10 protein-coding genes and 5 tRNA genes are annotated in these 13,946 nt (G+C 74.3%); 6 read left to right on the forward strand and 9 right to left on the reverse strand.

All coding sequences use genetic code 11. The features are described 5' to 3' along the window. Window positions 1–46 precede the first annotated feature (46 nt). From ACSMXR_RS04780 to ACSMXR_RS04790, 3 genes are all read right to left on the reverse strand, one after another. Window positions 47–883 (reverse strand): GNAT family N-acetyltransferase, encoded by an 837-nt coding sequence (locus tag ACSMXR_RS04780; protein WP_137232266.1) that lies wholly within the window; start codon window positions 881–883, stop codon window positions 47–49. 94 nt (window positions 884–977) lie between these two features. Next, window positions 978–1,799, reverse strand: coding sequence for an aminotransferase class IV (locus ACSMXR_RS04785; protein ID WP_473172339.1), 822 nt, complete (start codon window positions 1,797–1,799; stop codon window positions 978–980). Beyond that, a complete protein-coding gene (locus tag ACSMXR_RS04790) occupies window positions 1,799–2,836 on the reverse strand; it encodes a chorismate-binding protein (RefSeq protein WP_364888197.1) in 1,038 nt (345 codons plus the stop codon). The genes ACSMXR_RS04785 and ACSMXR_RS04790 overlap by 1 nt, the downstream gene beginning before the upstream one ends. 175 nt (window positions 2,837–3,011) lie before the next feature. On the opposite strand from ACSMXR_RS04790, the gene ACSMXR_RS04795 reads away from it, so the two are divergent. The 5 genes from ACSMXR_RS04795 (at window position 3,012) to ACSMXR_RS04815 (ending at window position 3,475) form a co-directional block, all read left to right on the forward strand. Next, window positions 3,012–3,084 (forward strand) — tRNA-Gly (locus ACSMXR_RS04795). Window positions 3,085–3,122: 38 nt separating this feature from the next. Then, window positions 3,123–3,196: transfer RNA gene (locus ACSMXR_RS04800), tRNA-Cys, on the forward strand. Window position 3,197: 1 nt separating this feature from the next. Further along, a tRNA-Val gene (locus ACSMXR_RS04805) sits at window positions 3,198–3,269 on the forward strand. Between the two features lie 36 nt (window positions 3,270–3,305). Next, window positions 3,306–3,377 (forward strand) — tRNA-Val (locus ACSMXR_RS04810). Window positions 3,378–3,400: 23 nt separating this feature from the next. Continuing rightward, a tRNA-Val gene (locus ACSMXR_RS04815) sits at window positions 3,401–3,475 on the forward strand. A gap of 76 nt (window positions 3,476–3,551) precedes the next feature. Here ACSMXR_RS04815 and ACSMXR_RS04820 read toward each other — a convergent pair. The 3 genes from ACSMXR_RS04820 to ACSMXR_RS04830 form a co-directional block, all read right to left on the reverse strand. Next, window positions 3,552–3,869: a TFIIB-type zinc ribbon-containing protein gene (locus tag ACSMXR_RS04820; protein ID WP_030085879.1), complete on the reverse strand. Its 318-nt coding sequence runs from the start codon at window positions 3,867–3,869 to the stop codon at window positions 3,552–3,554. A 65-nt stretch (window positions 3,870–3,934) separates the two neighbouring features. Further along, window positions 3,935–4,942 carry a phosphotransferase family protein gene (locus tag ACSMXR_RS04825; RefSeq protein ID WP_376189168.1) on the reverse strand — a complete coding sequence of 336 codons (1,008 nt, stop codon included), beginning with the start codon at window positions 4,940–4,942 and terminating at the stop codon, window positions 3,935–3,937. 337 nt (window positions 4,943–5,279) lie between these two features. Then, window positions 5,280–5,486 (reverse strand): hypothetical protein, encoded by a 207-nt coding sequence (locus ACSMXR_RS04830; protein ID WP_030085875.1) that lies wholly within the window; start codon window positions 5,484–5,486, stop codon window positions 5,280–5,282. 639 nt (window positions 5,487–6,125) lie between these two features. Here ACSMXR_RS04830 and ACSMXR_RS04835 point away from each other — a divergent pair. Beyond that, window positions 6,126–7,550: a serine/threonine-protein kinase gene (locus tag ACSMXR_RS04835; protein ID WP_473171297.1), complete on the forward strand. Its 1,425-nt coding sequence runs from the start codon at window positions 6,126–6,128 to the stop codon at window positions 7,548–7,550. 105 nt (window positions 7,551–7,655) lie between these two features. On the opposite strand, the gene ACSMXR_RS04840 is transcribed toward ACSMXR_RS04835, so the two are convergent. The 3 genes from ACSMXR_RS04840 to cobT all read right to left on the reverse strand — a co-directional run bounded on the left by ACSMXR_RS04840 (window position 7,656) and on the right by cobT (window position 13,731). Then, window positions 7,656–8,474: a TrmH family RNA methyltransferase gene (locus ACSMXR_RS04840; protein WP_137232264.1), complete on the reverse strand. Its 819-nt coding sequence runs from the start codon at window positions 8,472–8,474 to the stop codon at window positions 7,656–7,658. An 80-nt stretch (window positions 8,475–8,554) separates the two neighbouring features. After that, window positions 8,555–9,874, reverse strand: a complete 1,320-nt coding sequence (gene cobA / locus ACSMXR_RS04845) for a uroporphyrinogen-III C-methyltransferase (RefSeq protein WP_218526740.1) — start codon at window positions 9,872–9,874, stop codon at window positions 8,555–8,557. Window positions 9,875–10,188: 314 nt separating this feature from the next. Continuing rightward, window positions 10,189–13,731 (reverse strand): nicotinate-nucleotide--dimethylbenzimidazole phosphoribosyltransferase, encoded by a 3,543-nt coding sequence (cobT, locus tag ACSMXR_RS04850; RefSeq protein WP_473171298.1) that lies wholly within the window; start codon window positions 13,729–13,731, stop codon window positions 10,189–10,191. Between the last annotated feature and the right edge of the window lie 215 nt (window positions 13,732–13,946).

Raw genomic sequence — 13,946 nt, forward strand, 5'->3', positions numbered from 1 at the left:
ACGGGATCGGCCGGGCGCAGGCGGACCCAGGCGGACCGGGAAGCCGCTACAGCGCCTTGGCCAGGTTGTACCGCGTCGTCGTATAGCCCAGCGACTCGTACAGCCGCAGGGCCGGGGTGTTGGAGGCGAAGACGTGCAGGCCGAGCCGGTCCGCGCCGCAGGTGCGGGTGATGTCCTCGGCGAGCAGCATCAGGGCCCGGCCGTACCCCCGGCCCCGGTGTTCCTCGCGGACCTCGACGTCGAAGACGAATCCGGCCGGGCCGCCCGGCGGCAGCTCCCGCAGGGCCACCCACACATGGCCGACGACCTCTCCCGCGTGCACCAGCACGTCGAAGCGGACGCCCTCGGTCGCCAGCCCGTCCGGCAGATGGGCGGCGTGGTCGGCCTCGGACTTGCGCCGGGCCTGCTCGGGCTCCACGCCGCGGTCGATCCAGTCCTGCGCGTACGCCAGCAGCGCCTCCTGCCGCCAGGCGGCGAACTCCTCCTCGCTCATCGCGCGCGAGGTGAGGCCGCCGGGGAGCGGGGCGGTCTCCGGACCGAGGTCCTTGACCATGTTGCGGCTGCGTTCGGTGTAGCCGAGGGCGGCCGCGAGGCGGCGGGCGGGGTCGTTGCCGGCGGGGACCTCCACCCGGACGCGGGTGCAGCCCCACCCGCGCAGCACCTCCTCGGCGGCGAGCGCGGCGATGGTGCCCCGGCCGCGTCTGCGCCGGGGCTCCTCCACGCTGAGAGGGCCCAGCACCCCGGCGGTCGCGCCGAACGCGTCGTCGGTGCTGATCGCGACGGCGCCGACCGGCCGCCCGTTGTCGCACACGTCGTACTGGCGGGCCCGCGCCCCGTCGGCGCCTTGCTGAAGCGGCCCGGACGGCCGGAGTGTCGTGGTCATCAAAGGTTTGTATCCCCTGCACGACACCCCGTCACGCGCTTTTCCGGGCCTCCGAGGGACCACCGGGTCTCCGAGGGGCCCGGCATCGGGCCTGTTACGGGTCGAGGTCGTCGCCGGCCCGCTCGGCGAAGATCCGCATGGCCTTCGCCGTCACCGGTCCGGTCTCCGGGGTGAGCTCACGGTCGTCGACCCGGTGCACCGCCTGGATGTCGCGGAGCGTCGAGGTCAGGAACACCTCGTCGGCCTCGGCGAGCACGTCCATCGGCAGGTCGGTCTCCTCGGCCCCGGTCCACTCCACGGCCAGTGCGCGGGTGATCCCGGCGAGACAGCCCGAGGCCACCGGCGGGGTGTGGATACGGCCGCCCAGGACGACGAACACATTGGAGCCGGTGCCTTCGCAGAGGCGGCCGACGGTGTTGGGGAACAGCGCCTCGGACGCGCCCCGTTCCCGCGCCCGGGCCAGGGCGACGACGTTCTCGGCGTACGAGGTGGTCTTCAGGCCCGCGAGCGCGCCGCGTTCGTTGCGCGTCCAGGGAACGGTGATCACCGCGGTGCTGTCCGGGCGGCGGTTCACCCCGTCGAGGGCGACGACGAGGCTCGTCCCGTGGTCGCCCCGGTCCGAGCCGAGCGGGGAGAGCCCGCCGGTGTAGGTGATCCGCAGGCGTCCCAGGGCGACGGGGTTGGCGTCGATGACCGCGGCGACGGCACGCCGGACCTCGTCGTGGTCCGGTTCGGGCAGGCCGAGGCCCCGGGCGGACCGGGTGAGGCGGTCGAGGTGCCGGGTCAGGGCGAAGGGGCGCCCCTCGCTCGTACGCACCGTCTCGAAGATGCCGTCGCCCACGGTCAGCCCGTGGTCGAGCACCGAAAGCCGGGCGTCGTCGGCGTCCCGCAGTCCGCCGTTGACCCAGATCCTCATCATGCGGTCCTTCCTGTCTCCAGATGCGCACCCGACGCTACAGCGAGCAGCCGGGAGGCCTTGAGTTCGGTCTCGTCCCATTCGCGCTCGGGATCGGATCCCCAGGTGATCCCGGCGCCGGTCCCGAAACGCAGCAGCGGCGCGGGCCCGGTCCGGTCGATCCAGAACGTCCGTATGCCCACCGCGAGCGAGGCCGTGCCCCGGTCGGCGTCGACCCAGCCGACCGCGCCGCAGTACGGCCCGCGCGGGGCCGTCTCCAGCTCGGCGATGATCCGCAGCGCGCTGGACTTCGGCGCGCCGGTGACCGAACCGGGCGGGAAGGCCGCCGCGAACAGTTCGGGCCAGCCCGCGCCGTCGGCCAGCCGGCCCCGGACGGTGGAGACGAGGTGGACGAGACCGGGGTGCTTCTCCACCACACAGAGATCGGGCACGCCGACGCTTCCGGTGGCACAGACCCGGCCCAGGTCGTTGCGGACCAGGTCCACGATCATCACGTTCTCGGCGTGGTCCTTCTCCAGCAGATCGTCCTCGGTCCGGCCGGTGCCCTTGATCGGCCCGGACTCCACGATCCGCCCGTCGCGCCGGAGGAAGAGCTCCGGGGATGCGGTGGCGATCTCCACACCGTGGCCGGGCAGCCGGATCGTTCCCGCGTACGGGGCGGGGTTGCCGCGGGCGAGCAGGGAGGTCAGGGCGTCGATGTCGGCCCCGGACCCGTCGCCGGGGAACGGCGCGGACAGCACCCGGCAGAGGTTGGCCTGATAGACGTCGCCCGCCGCGATGTGTTCACGGATCCGCCGTACGCCCGCCGTGTAGGCGTCACGGCCCAGTGAGGAGGTCCAGTCCCCGGCGGCGGGCCCACGCCAGGCTCCTGGCACGGGAGGGGGCACCGCCTCCTGGTGTACGTCGGAGAAGCGGGCGCAGACGATGCGGCCTTCGAAGTCGGCGGATACCGCCCAGAAACCGGACGAGTCGAGCGCCGCGGGATCGTGGGTCACATCCTGCAGACCGGAGGCTATGAGGCCGTCGAAGCGGGCCATGGGGGCGAGGTCGGACACGCGAATGAGTCTAGGACCGTGCGCGGTGACCTGCGTCGGGGCGAGGAGCGGGCCGGGGTCGCCGCAGCACGCTGCACAAACGCGTTTTTGTACTGGCCCAGGAATCCGCTAGAGTTCAACACGTCGCCGGGACGCGGAAGCGGAACGGGAAAGACAAGCGGACGTAGCTCAGTTGGTAGAGCGCAACCTTGCCAAGGTTGAGGTCGCCAGTTCGAACCTGGTCGTCCGCTCGCAGAAGGTGGGGGATTCTTCCCGAGCTCCCATCCCTGGTGGAGTGGCCGAGAGGCGAGGCAACGGCCTGCAAAGCCGTCTACACGGGTTCAAATCCCGTCTCCACCTCCAAGGACGATTAGCTCAGCGGGAGAGCGCTTCCCTGACACGGAAGAGGTCACTGGTTCAATCCCAGTATCGTCCACTGATCCGCAAGGATCATCGGTCCGCAAGGATCCCCGCGCGATTAGCTCAGCGGGAGAGCGCTTCCCTGACACGGAAGAGGTCACTGGTTCAATCCCAGTATCGCGCACGCAGTACACGCAGGTTCGCCCTGCGCGATTAGCTCAGCGGGAGAGCGCTTCCCTGACACGGAAGAGGTCACTGGTTCAATCCCAGTATCGCGCACCACCGAGAACCCCCGGTCGTCTCCACGACCGGGGGTTCTTTCGTCGTCGTACGGTCAGCACCGCCCGTCCGGGAACGATCAGGACGAGAAGAGCATCCGGCCGAAGCCCTTCTGGCGGCGGTGGCCGTAGTGTCCGCCGTGCTGCGGCGCACCCCAGGCGGGGGCGTGGGAGGCGGGAGCGGCCGGGTACGCCTGCGGGGCGGGAGGGGCCGGGTAGCCGCCGGGGGCGGGGGGCGCGGGCGGAGCCTGCTGGGACCACTGGGACTCCAGGCGGGTCAGCGACTCCAGCTCGCCGTAGTCGAGGAATATCCCCCGGCAGCCGCTGCACTGCTCGATCTGGACGCCGTTGCGGTTGTACGTGTTCATCTGCGCGTGACACTTCGGACACTGCATCATCGACTCGGCTCCTCGCCCTCGTTGTGCCGTCGCCGGAATGTCTGCCCGGCCACGGTCCGTTCACCCTACGACGCGTGGTCGGTGGTCAACTCGGGCGGCAACGTAGCGATTCGGGCACAGGATTCGATCATCAACTGCTCGGGTTCGTCCGGATCGCGCTTCTCCGCGGCGCACTTGGCCAGGGCGAGCGCCGCCGTCTGCACCGTCAGCGCGCGGGCCGGTACGTCCAGTTCGGGCCAGGGGTCCCCGTCGGCGGGGACCGCGGGTCCGCCGGCGGAGCGGTAGGCGTCCAGGAAGGCGGACCAGTCCTCGGGGTCCAGGAGTCCGGCCGCGTACCAGGCGGCGGGCCGGGCAAGGTCCCACGCCGGGTCGCCCGCCCCCGCGTCGTCCACGTCGATGAGCAGCCAGGGCCCGTCCGGCGCGGGATGGCGGACGAGCTGGCCGAGGTGCAGGTCTCCGTGGCACAGGTAGCCGGCCCTCGGTGCGGGCGGCGGCCCCTCGCCCCGGGCCCAGGCGGGCAGGGCGCGCCAGCAGGCCAGCACGGGCAGGACGGCCGGATCACCGGGGCGGGCGGCCCGCATCCGGGCGACGGCCCGCGCCGCCTTGGCCGGCCCGCGCATCGGCGGGAGCCGGAACGGGGGCTGTGTCCGGTGGAGCCGGGCGAGCAGCACGGCGGCCTCGGCCCAGGGCGCCGCCTCGGGGTCGGTGGGGTCGACGGGCGCGCCGAACGGCCAGAGCGTGACCGGGCGAGGGGCGGGTGCGGGCGGCTCGGGGAGCCCTGGCCGCCGGGAGGCGCCGGAGGGCTCCGGGTGCTCGGGGGCGGTGAGCGGTGGCAGCAGGATTCCGGTCAGCTGCGGGGCGGCGGCCAGGGCGATCCGGGCCGCCAGCGCCTCCCGGTCGGTGTCGGCGGCGTGGGCCTTCGCGACGATCGCGCCGCTGCGGACCACGGTGCCGTCGGGCCGGTCCGCGAGAACCTGCGGCGGCTCGCACACGCACCGCGTCCTGGCCGAGTGGGAGAGGCGGTGCGCGAGGGCGCCCAGGTCATGGACGACTGAGGTCTGCGTGGCGGTCAACGGCTCCCCCGGCGGCGGTCGACCGGCCGTGGCACCGGTCCCGCCGTGAGCGTAACGCGGGAGCCGGGGCGGCCGGCCCGGATCCGGTGGTGCGGGGTGGCCGGCCCGGATCCGGTGATGCGGGGCGGGTACGAAGGCCCGGGGCGGGGCTGTGCGTGGCACGGTTGGGGGGCTGTACGTGGCTCGGTGGGGGGAAGTGCAGGGGTCCGGAAAGCGCGATGCCCGGTCAGCTCCCCAGCTGACCGGACAAACGCTGCCGTCCGCCGCACCCCCGTCCCCACGGGGCTGTTGGCCGGATGTGCGGGTCCGGACCGCTCTTCCGGACCCCGGGCGCCGCTCAGCGCCCCAGCATCACCGCCACGGACGACGCCTGTGTGACCACCGCGTCCCAGCCGCCGAAGACGACCACGAGCAGGGCCGCCAGGGGAAGGACCATCGCCGTCGCCACCAACGGGTGACGGGTGCCGGACGAGCGGCCGCCGAACGCGGCGTACGCCTTGCGTCCCTGCATACGGACCATCGTCCGCGTCGCCGTGTCCGACATGGTTCCTCTCCTGACCTGATGGGGGGCGGCGGGCGTGTGACCTCGGGGGACGAGTGCTGCGCCCGCCGCTTGATCTCAACATTAGGTAAGCGGCGGGAACGGGGCGTCATGCCCGCGTACCGAATCCCGGGCCTCCCGGAGGATGAGCCGTCGTCGATCGGCGTACTCCCCTGGGTGGAGACGGACCACCGCAGGTTGGGGTCATCCCGGAGGGGACATCGGGACCTGGCCGGATGACTGCCCGCCGCCTGTCCTGATCCAGTCCCTTCCCGTCCGCCGACCTCGCGACAGCGCCCGCCGGGTGACTTCACTCACGCCCCCGCGCCCCGGCGGGCGCCCGCCGGGGCGCGGGGGCCGCTCGGCGCACCGCCACCCCGGACGCCGGGGCGGCGGTCGCGGCCCGCGTGACGACCGCGTCCCGGCGTTCCCGTACCGATCCAATCCCCCCTGCCCGACGGCCCCTTGAGCAGGCGGGTCGGCCGAGGGGCCCGGATCCGCCGTGTCCTGACCCCTCTTCATCTCTCCCGTACGGCACGGACAATCGAATCCCCGGCGAGGGCGCGGCCTCTGAGCGCGCCGGGCGCGGGGTACGTAAGCTGTGCCTCGTCAGGCGGACCAGGCAGCGGGGATGGGCAGACGATGGCGATGATGCGGCTCCGGCGCGAGGACCCGCGTCTCGTCGGCTCGTTCCGGCTGCACCGGCGGCTCGGCGCGGGCGGCATGGGCGTCGTCTACCTCGGCTCCGACCGGCGCGGCCAGCGCGTCGCGCTCAAGGTGATCCGGCCCGACCTCGCGGAGGACCAGGAGTTCCGTTCGCGGTTCGCGCGCGAGGTGTCGGCGGCCCGGCGGATCCGCGGCGGCTGCACGGCCCGGCTGGTGGCCGCCGATCTGGAGGCGGACCGTCCGTGGTTCGCGACGCAGTACGTGCCCGGCCCCTCGCTGCACGACAAGGTCGCCGAGGAGGGCCCCCTGGCCGCCGCCGAGGTCGCCTCGATCGGGGCGGCGCTCTCCGAGGGTCTGGTGGCGGTGCACGAGGCGGGGGTGGTCCACCGGGACCTGAAGCCGTCGAACATCCTCCTCTCCCCCAAGGGCCCCCGCATCATCGACTTCGGTATCGCCTGGGCGACCGGGGCGAGCACACTCACCCATGTCGGTACGGCGGTGGGGTCGCCCGGCTTCCTCGCACCCGAGCAGGTGCGGGGCGCGGCCGTGACGCCCGCGACGGACGTCTTCTCGCTCGGCGCGACACTCGCGTACGCGGCGATGGCCGACTCCCCCTTCGGACACGGCAGTTCCGAGGTGATGCTGTACCGCGTCGTGCACGAGGAGGCGCAGCTTCGCGGCGTGCACGACGCGTTGGCCCCGCTGATCAGCGCCTGTCTGGCGAAGGATCCGGAGGAGCGGCCCAGCACGCTGCAACTGTCCATGCGGCTCAAGGAGATCGCTGCGCGCGAGGCGCAGGGCCTGCACGAGAGCCGGCCGCCCGTCCAGCGCTCCGCCCAGGACGCCGACCGGCCGACCGGGCGGATGGCCGATCCGTACGCCGAGCAGCACACCCGCCGCGCGGAAGGCCCGTCCGCCTCCCGCCCCCAGCCGGGCAGGCGCGGCGCGCCCGCGCGTTCGGGGCCGCCGCGCACCGGTGGCTCGCGCCCGCAGCAGGCGTCGCGCAACACGACGCGTTCGGGTGGGAAGGCCGGGAAGCGGCAAGGGGCTCCGGCCGGGACGAACGGACGGCCCGGGACCCGTTCCGGGGGTCGCACGACCTCGGCGGGGCGGCGTCCGGCCAATCCGCGACTGCTGCGGCAGCGGCTGGTGGTGTTCGTCGTGGTGACGCTGCTGGTGGCGCTGGGCATCGCGGCGGCGCAGGGCTGCCAGGGGCCGGCCCGAGGTCTGGGCGGAAGCGAGCAGCGGGAGCGGACGCCGCGGGCACTGGTCACGCAGGGCGTGGAGCAAGTGCGGGCCGTGGAGGGAGTCCAGGCCGCGCAGGCCGCGCTAGGCGTTCAGGTTGCGCAAGGCGTTCAGGATCTTCGGACCGCACCGGCCTCGCGGGACGCGCAGGCTTAGCAGCCCGCCCTTTGCAGGTCGCGCAGAGCGCGCAGGCTCAGCGGCCGGCGCAAAGGGCGGCGTGGTCGTTCTGACGCCGGGCCCCCGGGCAGGGGCTGTTCGTGCTCAGTTCTCCGGACGGCCGGTGGCCACCGCGTAGAAGGCGACCGCCGCCGCCGCGCCCACGTTCAGTGAGTCGACGCCGTGCGCCATCGGGATGCGGACCCATTCGTCGGCGGCCATCAGCGCCCGTGTGGACAGCCCGTCGCCCTCCGCGCCGAGCATCAGCGCCACCCGCTCCAACCGGTGCGGGGCAGCCTCGTCGATGCTGGTGGCCTTGGCGTCCGGGGTGAGGGCGAGGAGCCGGAAGCCCGCTTCCCGTACCGTCTCCAGCGCCTTGGGCCAGGCTTCCAGGCGGGCGTAGGGGACCGAGAAGACCGCGCCCATCGAAACCTTGACCGAGCGCCGGTAGAGCGGGTCGGCGCAGTCCGGGGAGAGCAGGACCGCGTCCATGCCGAGCGCGGCCGCGCTGCGGAAGATGGCACCGATGTTGGTGTGGTCGTTCACCGACTCCATGACCACCACCCGGCGTGCGGTGGCGAGCAGTTCGTCGGCGGCCGGCAGCGGCTTGCGCTGCATGGAGGCGAGCGCTCCGCGGTGCACGTGGTAGCCGGTGACGCGTTCGGCGAGCTCGGGGGCGACGGCGTACACCGGGGCCGGGACCTCGTCGATGACGTCGCGCATGACGTCGACCCACTTGGCGGAGAGCAGCATGGACCGCATCTCGTACCCGGTCTGCCGGGCGCGCCGGATCACCTTCTCGCCCTCGGCGATGAAGAGGCCCTCGGCGGGTTCGCGTCGTCGTCGCAGCTCGACGTCGGTCAGGCCGATGTAGTCGCTCAGCCGCGGGTCGTCGGGGTCGTCGACGGTGATGATGTCTGCCACAGGGTGATACTGCCTTGTCCGGTGTGTGGTGCCAACGTCTGGGATCGAGATCCCTGTAACCGCGGGTTACTTCGCCGTGGTCACTCGGCCTGGTCCGGGGCGGTCCTCGGTGCGGAGTCCGGGCCGACCGCGACGACCTCGCCGATCACGATCACGGCGGGCGGGCGCACCTCCTCGGCGACCGCGCGCTCGCCGACGTCCGCGAGGGTCGCGTCGACCCGGCGCTGGGCGGCGGTGGTGCCCTCCTGGACGAGGGCGACCGGGGTGGCCGGGTCCTTGCCGTGGGCGATCAGGGCGGCGGCGATGGCGCCGATCTTGTCGACGGCCATCAGCAGGACGAGGGTGCCGCGCAGCCGGGCGATGGCCTCCCAGTCGACCAGCGAGCGCGGGTCCTCGGGGGCGACATGGCCGCTGACCACGGTGAACTCATGGGCCACCCCGCGGTGGGTGACCGGGATGCCGGCCGCTCCGGGCACGGAGATGGTGCTGGAGATACCGGGGACGACCGTGCAGGGGATGCCCTCGGCGGCCAGCGCCTGGGCCTCCTCCATGCCCCGGCCGAAGACGAACGGGTCGCCGCCCTTGAGCCGGACCACGGACTTGCCCGCCTTGGCGTGCTCGATGAGCGCCTGGTTGATCGCCTCCTGGGCCATGAACCGCCCGTACGGGATCTTCGCGGCGTCGATCACCTCGACGTGCGGCGGGAGTTCGTCGAGCAGGTCGCGGGGGCCGAGGCGGTCGGCGATGACCACGTCGGCCTCGGCGAGGAGGCGGCGGCCGCGCACGGTGATCAGGTCCGGGTCGCCGGGGCCGCCGCCGACGAGGGCGACGCCGGGGGTACGGGTGCGGTGGTGCGGGGCGGCGAGGGTGCCGTCGCGCAGGCCTTCGACGATGGCGTCTCGGATGGCGGCGGAGTGCCGGGGGTCGCGGCCCTGGGAGGTGGTGGTGAGGACGGCGACGGTCACGTTCTCGCTGCGGCCGGTGGCCGGGGTCCAGGCGGTGGCGGCCTCGGCGTCGTCGGACCGGACGCACCAGGTGCGGGTGCGCTCGGCCTCGGCGGACGCGGCGTCGTTGGCCGAGGTGTCGGAGGAGGCGATCAGGGCGTACCAGGTGTCGGCGAGGTCGCCGTCCTGGTAGCGGCGGCGCTCCCAGCGGATCTCCCCGGCGTCCGCCATGGCCTCGACGGAGGGCGTCGCGGAGGGGGAGATCAGGGTGATGACGGCACCGGTGGCGATGAGCTGCGGCAGCCTGCGCTGGGCGACCTGGCCGCCGCCGACGACCACGACGCGGCGGCCGTGCAGACGCAGGCCTACGGGGTACGCGGGGTGGTCGGCGTGGTCGGTGCGACCCGCGCGGTCTGCGTGACCTGAGCGGTCGGCGTGGTCTGCGGGCTCGGCCATGGCGGTACGGCTCCTCGTGCGGGTGCTGCGTTGTGTGCCGCTGCGGCGGTGGAGCGGCTGTGACGTGCGGAAAGTGGGGGTCGGGTGGGGGACACGATACGGGGTGGGGGTGGGTGGGGGCCTGGGGCGGGGCGGAGCGGGGGGCGCCTGCGGCGGGCCTTCTCCCCTGCCCCGCCCCTTCCCGAAACCGGGGCGTTGCCCCGGGCCCCCTTGTCCTCAAGCGCCGGACGGGCTGGGCTTCGGGGCTCCGCCCCGGACCCCGCTCCTCAAACGCCGGAGGGGCTGGAAGGACGCCGGACCGGTCGGTGGGTGTTCTACTTTTCCGTTACGCCTGCCGAGTCGAACGTCGCCACCTCGTGCATCGCGCGCGCCGCGCTCTGCACGATCGGGAGCGCCAGCAGCGCGCCGGTGCCCTCGCCCAGGCGGAGGTCGAGGTCGACCAGCGGGCGCAGGCCCAGCTTGTTCAGTGCGGCGACGTGGCCGGGCTCCGCGCTGCGGTGGCCGGCGATGCAGGCGGCCAGGGCCTCGGGGGCGATGGCCCGGGCGACCAGAGCCGCCGCGCCCGCGCTCACGCCGTCCAGGATCACCGGCGTACGCAGGGAGGCTCCGCCGAGGAGGAAGCCGGCCATCGCCGCGTGCTCCAGACCGCCGACCGCCGCGAGCACGCCGATCGGGTCGGACGCGTCCGGCTGGTGGAGGTCGAGCGCACGGCGTACGACGTCGACCTTGCGGGCGTGCATCTCGTCGTTGATGCCGGTCCCCCGGCCGGTCACCTCGGAGGCGTCGATCCCCGTGTACACGCAGATCAGCGCGGCCGACGCGGTGGTGTTGGCGATGCCCATCTCGCCGGTGAGCAGGGCCTTGTTGCCCGCCGCCACCAGGTCGCGGGCGGTCTCGATGCCCACCTCGATCGCGGCCAGGACCTCCTCGCGGGTGAGCGCGGGGCCCGTCGTGAAGTCCGCCGTACCCGGGCGCACCTTGCGGGGCAGCAGGCCGGGCGTCGCGGGCAGGTCCGTGGCGACGCCGACGTCCACGACGCAGACCTCCGCGCCCACCTGGGCCGCGAACGCGTTGCAGACGGCTCCGCCGCCCAGGAAGTTCGCCACCATCTGGGCGGTGACCTCCTGCGGCCAGGCGGTGACGCCCTGGGCGTGCACCCCGTGGTCACCGGCGAAGATCGCGACGGCCGCGGGCTCCGGGATCGGCGGCGGGCACATCCGGGAGAGCCCGGACAGCTGGGCCGAGATGATCTCCAGCATGCCGAGCGCCCCGGCGGGCTTCGTCATCCGCTTCTGGCGTTCCCACGCCTCGCCGAGCGCCTTCGCGTCCAGCGGGCGGATCGCGGAGATCGTCTCCTGGAGCAGATCGTGCGGCTCGGCGCCGGGCAGCGCGCGACGGCCGTACGTCTCCTCGTGGACGACCCAGGACAGCGGGCGGCGCTTGGACCAGCCCGCCTGCATCAGCTCGGGCTCCTCGGGGAACTCGTCGACGTAACCGACGCAGAGGTAGGCCACGACCTCCAGGTGCTCGGGCAGGCCCAGCGCCCGGACCATCTCCCGCTCGTCGAAGAAGCTGACCCAGCCGACGCCGAGGCCCTCGGCGCGGGCCGCCAGCCACAGGTTCTCCACGGCCAGGGCCGAGGAGTAGGGAGCCATCTGCGGCTGCGTGTGGCGGCCCAGGGTGTGCCGGCCGCCGCGGGTCGGGTCGGCGGTCACGACGATGTTGACCGGGGTGTCGAGGATCGCCTCGATCTTCAGTTCCTTGAACTGCTTCGCCCGGCCCTTGGGCAGCGACTTGGCGTAGGCGTCGCGCTGGCTCTGGGCCAGCTCGTGCATGGAGCGGCGCGTCTCCGCGGAGCGGATCACGACGAAGTCCCACGGCTGCGAGTGGCCGACGCTCGGCGCGGTGTGCGCCGCCTCCAGCACCCGGAGCAGCACCTCGTGCGGAATCGGGTCGCTGCGGAAGCCGTTGCGGATGTCCCGGCGCTCGCGCATGACCCGGAGCACCGCTTCGCGTTCCGCGTCGTCGTATCCGGGGGCGGGCGGGGTGGACGCCTCGGCGAACTCCTCGGGCTGCGGTGCCGGCGCGGCCTGCGGCTGCTGCGGCGCGTCGGCGCTGTCCGCCGTCTCGGTGTCCCGCGGTGCGTCGGTCTGCTGCTGCGGTGCCTCGGCCTGCGGCTGCGGCTGCGGGGCGGTGGCCGGGGTCTGCTCGGCGAGCTCCGGCTCCAGCGGCTCCGGAAGCTCCGGCGTCTCGATGACCTCGGGGCCGGTGCCGTCCTCGGCGTCGGGCGCGACCACCTGGGCGGCTGCTGTTTCGTCCGCCGCTCCGTCTGCCGTTTCTGCCGTCATCGCCTCTGCGGGCTCCGGGGCCGGGGCGGCTTCCTGCTCCGTTACGGGGAGTTGCTCGACGGGCTCTGCGGGCAGTTCCGCGACCGGCTGCGGCTGTACGGGCTCGGAGGCGAGCGGCGCTGCCACCGGCTCCGGAGCCGCGACGGGCTCGGGGTTCCCGGTCACTGCCGTGGGTGCCGGGACCGGCTCGGCGACCGGCTGTTCCGGTGCCGGGGCCTGGGGTTCGGGGGCTGCGGCGTGCACCGGGGCGGCCTGCGCCTCGGCCTCCGGGGCCACCGGCGCCTCGGGGGCGGGCGTCACCTCGTCGGCCAGGAGCTGGACAGGCGCCTCGACCGGGGTCTCCGGCCGGGCCGCCTCGGGCTCCGGGACGACGACCGGACCGGCGGGGGGCAGCTCCACGGCAGCCGGCTCGGGAACGACCGTTTCTGCCGGGACGGCCTGCGGGGCGGGCTCGGACTGCACGGCCTGCTCGGGCTGCGGGGCCGGCTCGGGCTGCGCCACGGCGGCGGCCTGCACGGGCTGCTGGTTCAGCTGCTCCGGCTGATCCAGGTGCTCCGCGTGGTGCGGCTGCTCCGGCTGGTCGGCCGGGGCCACCGGGGCGGACGCCGTGACCGGCTCGGCCGCCTGCACCGGCGGAACCGCCTCCACCGGCTGCTCCGCCTCGGCCACCGGCAGCGCGGCCTCCGCCACCGCGGCCTCGGCGGCCGCCTCGGGCTCCATCACCGGCTGCGCGGCCTCGACAGGCTGCTCCACCTGATCCGGCTGCTCCACCGCCTCGGCGGGCACGGGCACCGGCTCCGGCTGTGCCTGCTGCGGCTGCGCGCCCCACGGGGCGCCGGCCTGCGGCGGGATCTCGCCCAGCTGCGGGCCCGGCAGGGTCGAGGGGTCCTCGGCCGGGACGTCGAAGTACTCGGGGCCCGTCGTCGGCGGGCCCGCGTGGCGGGCGGGGGCGGTCCGGGTGGCTCCGGCGGGGCCGCGGTCGGCCAGCGAGCGCACGACGCCGCCCTGCGTACCGCCGCCGTACGACGGAGGGTCGGCGGCGGCCGGGCCCCGGTGCAGGGGGCGGCGGGCGGGGGCGGCGGCCGCGTGCGCGCCGACCGGTGCCGGTGCGGGCGCCGGGATGCGTACGCCGTTGAGGTCCACGGAACCGGAGTCGCGGCCACCGGACTCATGCGTGCCGTGCGACTCGGCGGGGGCGGGCGCGGGGGCGGCCTGCGCCTGCTGCGCCGGGAACTGCGGCTGGGGCTGCTGTGCACCGTGCTCGGGCCCGGAGGGCTGTGCCGCCACCGCGGCCGGCGCGGCGGGCTGGCCCTGTGCGGGGGCCGGGGCTGCCTGCGGGTCGCTCCAGGCGCCCTGGGAGGTCGGCATCAGGAGAAGGTCGTCGTCCTCGGTGGTGTGCTCGGAGGGGTCGAGGAAGGTGTACGCGTCCGGGGCGGGGATGCCCGGCTGCTCCACCATGCCTGCGTTCTCCGGCAGTCCCTCGCCCGGGATCTGGCCGGTGTCAGTCATGCGTACCCCTCGCCCATCGTCAGTGCTCCTTCGGCCCTTCGCCCGGGACGCCGAACCACGGCACGCCGGTGCTCGTCATCAAGAACGAGCGGGCTCGCCGCGCGGCACGAAACGCCCGCGGGTCTTCCTATTCTCGCGGCCGTTCGCCGCCGCGACAGGCAGTTCTGCCACGGCTCACTGTGGACTGCGCCACGTTGCGCGTCCCCCGGGTGGTG

This window comes from Streptomyces sp. DSM 106670 (assembly GCF_055792845.1).

Bases quoted from the DNA above. Each gene is read 5' to 3' on its own strand.
- ACSMXR_RS04830 (WP_030085875.1), bottom strand. From the start codon at position 5,486: ATGTCGGACACGGCGACGCGGACGATGGTCCGTATGCAGGGACGCAAG.
- ACSMXR_RS04780 (WP_137232266.1), bottom strand. From the start codon at position 883: ATGACCACGACACTCCGGCCGTCCGGGCCGCTTCAGCAAGGCGCCGAC.
- ACSMXR_RS04820 (WP_030085879.1), bottom strand. From the start codon at position 3,869: ATGATGCAGTGTCCGAAGTGTCACGCGCAGATGAACACGTACAACCGC.
- cobT (WP_473171298.1), bottom strand. From the start codon at position 13,731: ATGACTGACACCGGCCAGATCCCGGGCGAGGGACTGCCGGAGAACGCA.
- ACSMXR_RS04790 (WP_364888197.1), bottom strand. From the start codon at position 2,836: ATGGCCCGCTTCGACGGCCTCATAGCCTCCGGTCTGCAGGATGTGACC.
- cobA (WP_218526740.1), bottom strand. From the start codon at position 9,874: ATGGCCGAGCCCGCAGACCACGCCGACCGCTCAGGTCACGCAGACCGC.
- ACSMXR_RS04785 (WP_473172339.1), bottom strand. From the start codon at position 1,799: ATGAGGATCTGGGTCAACGGCGGACTGCGGGACGCCGACGACGCCCGG.
- ACSMXR_RS04835 (WP_473171297.1), top strand. From the start codon at position 6,126: ATGGCGATGATGCGGCTCCGGCGCGAGGACCCGCGTCTCGTCGGCTCG.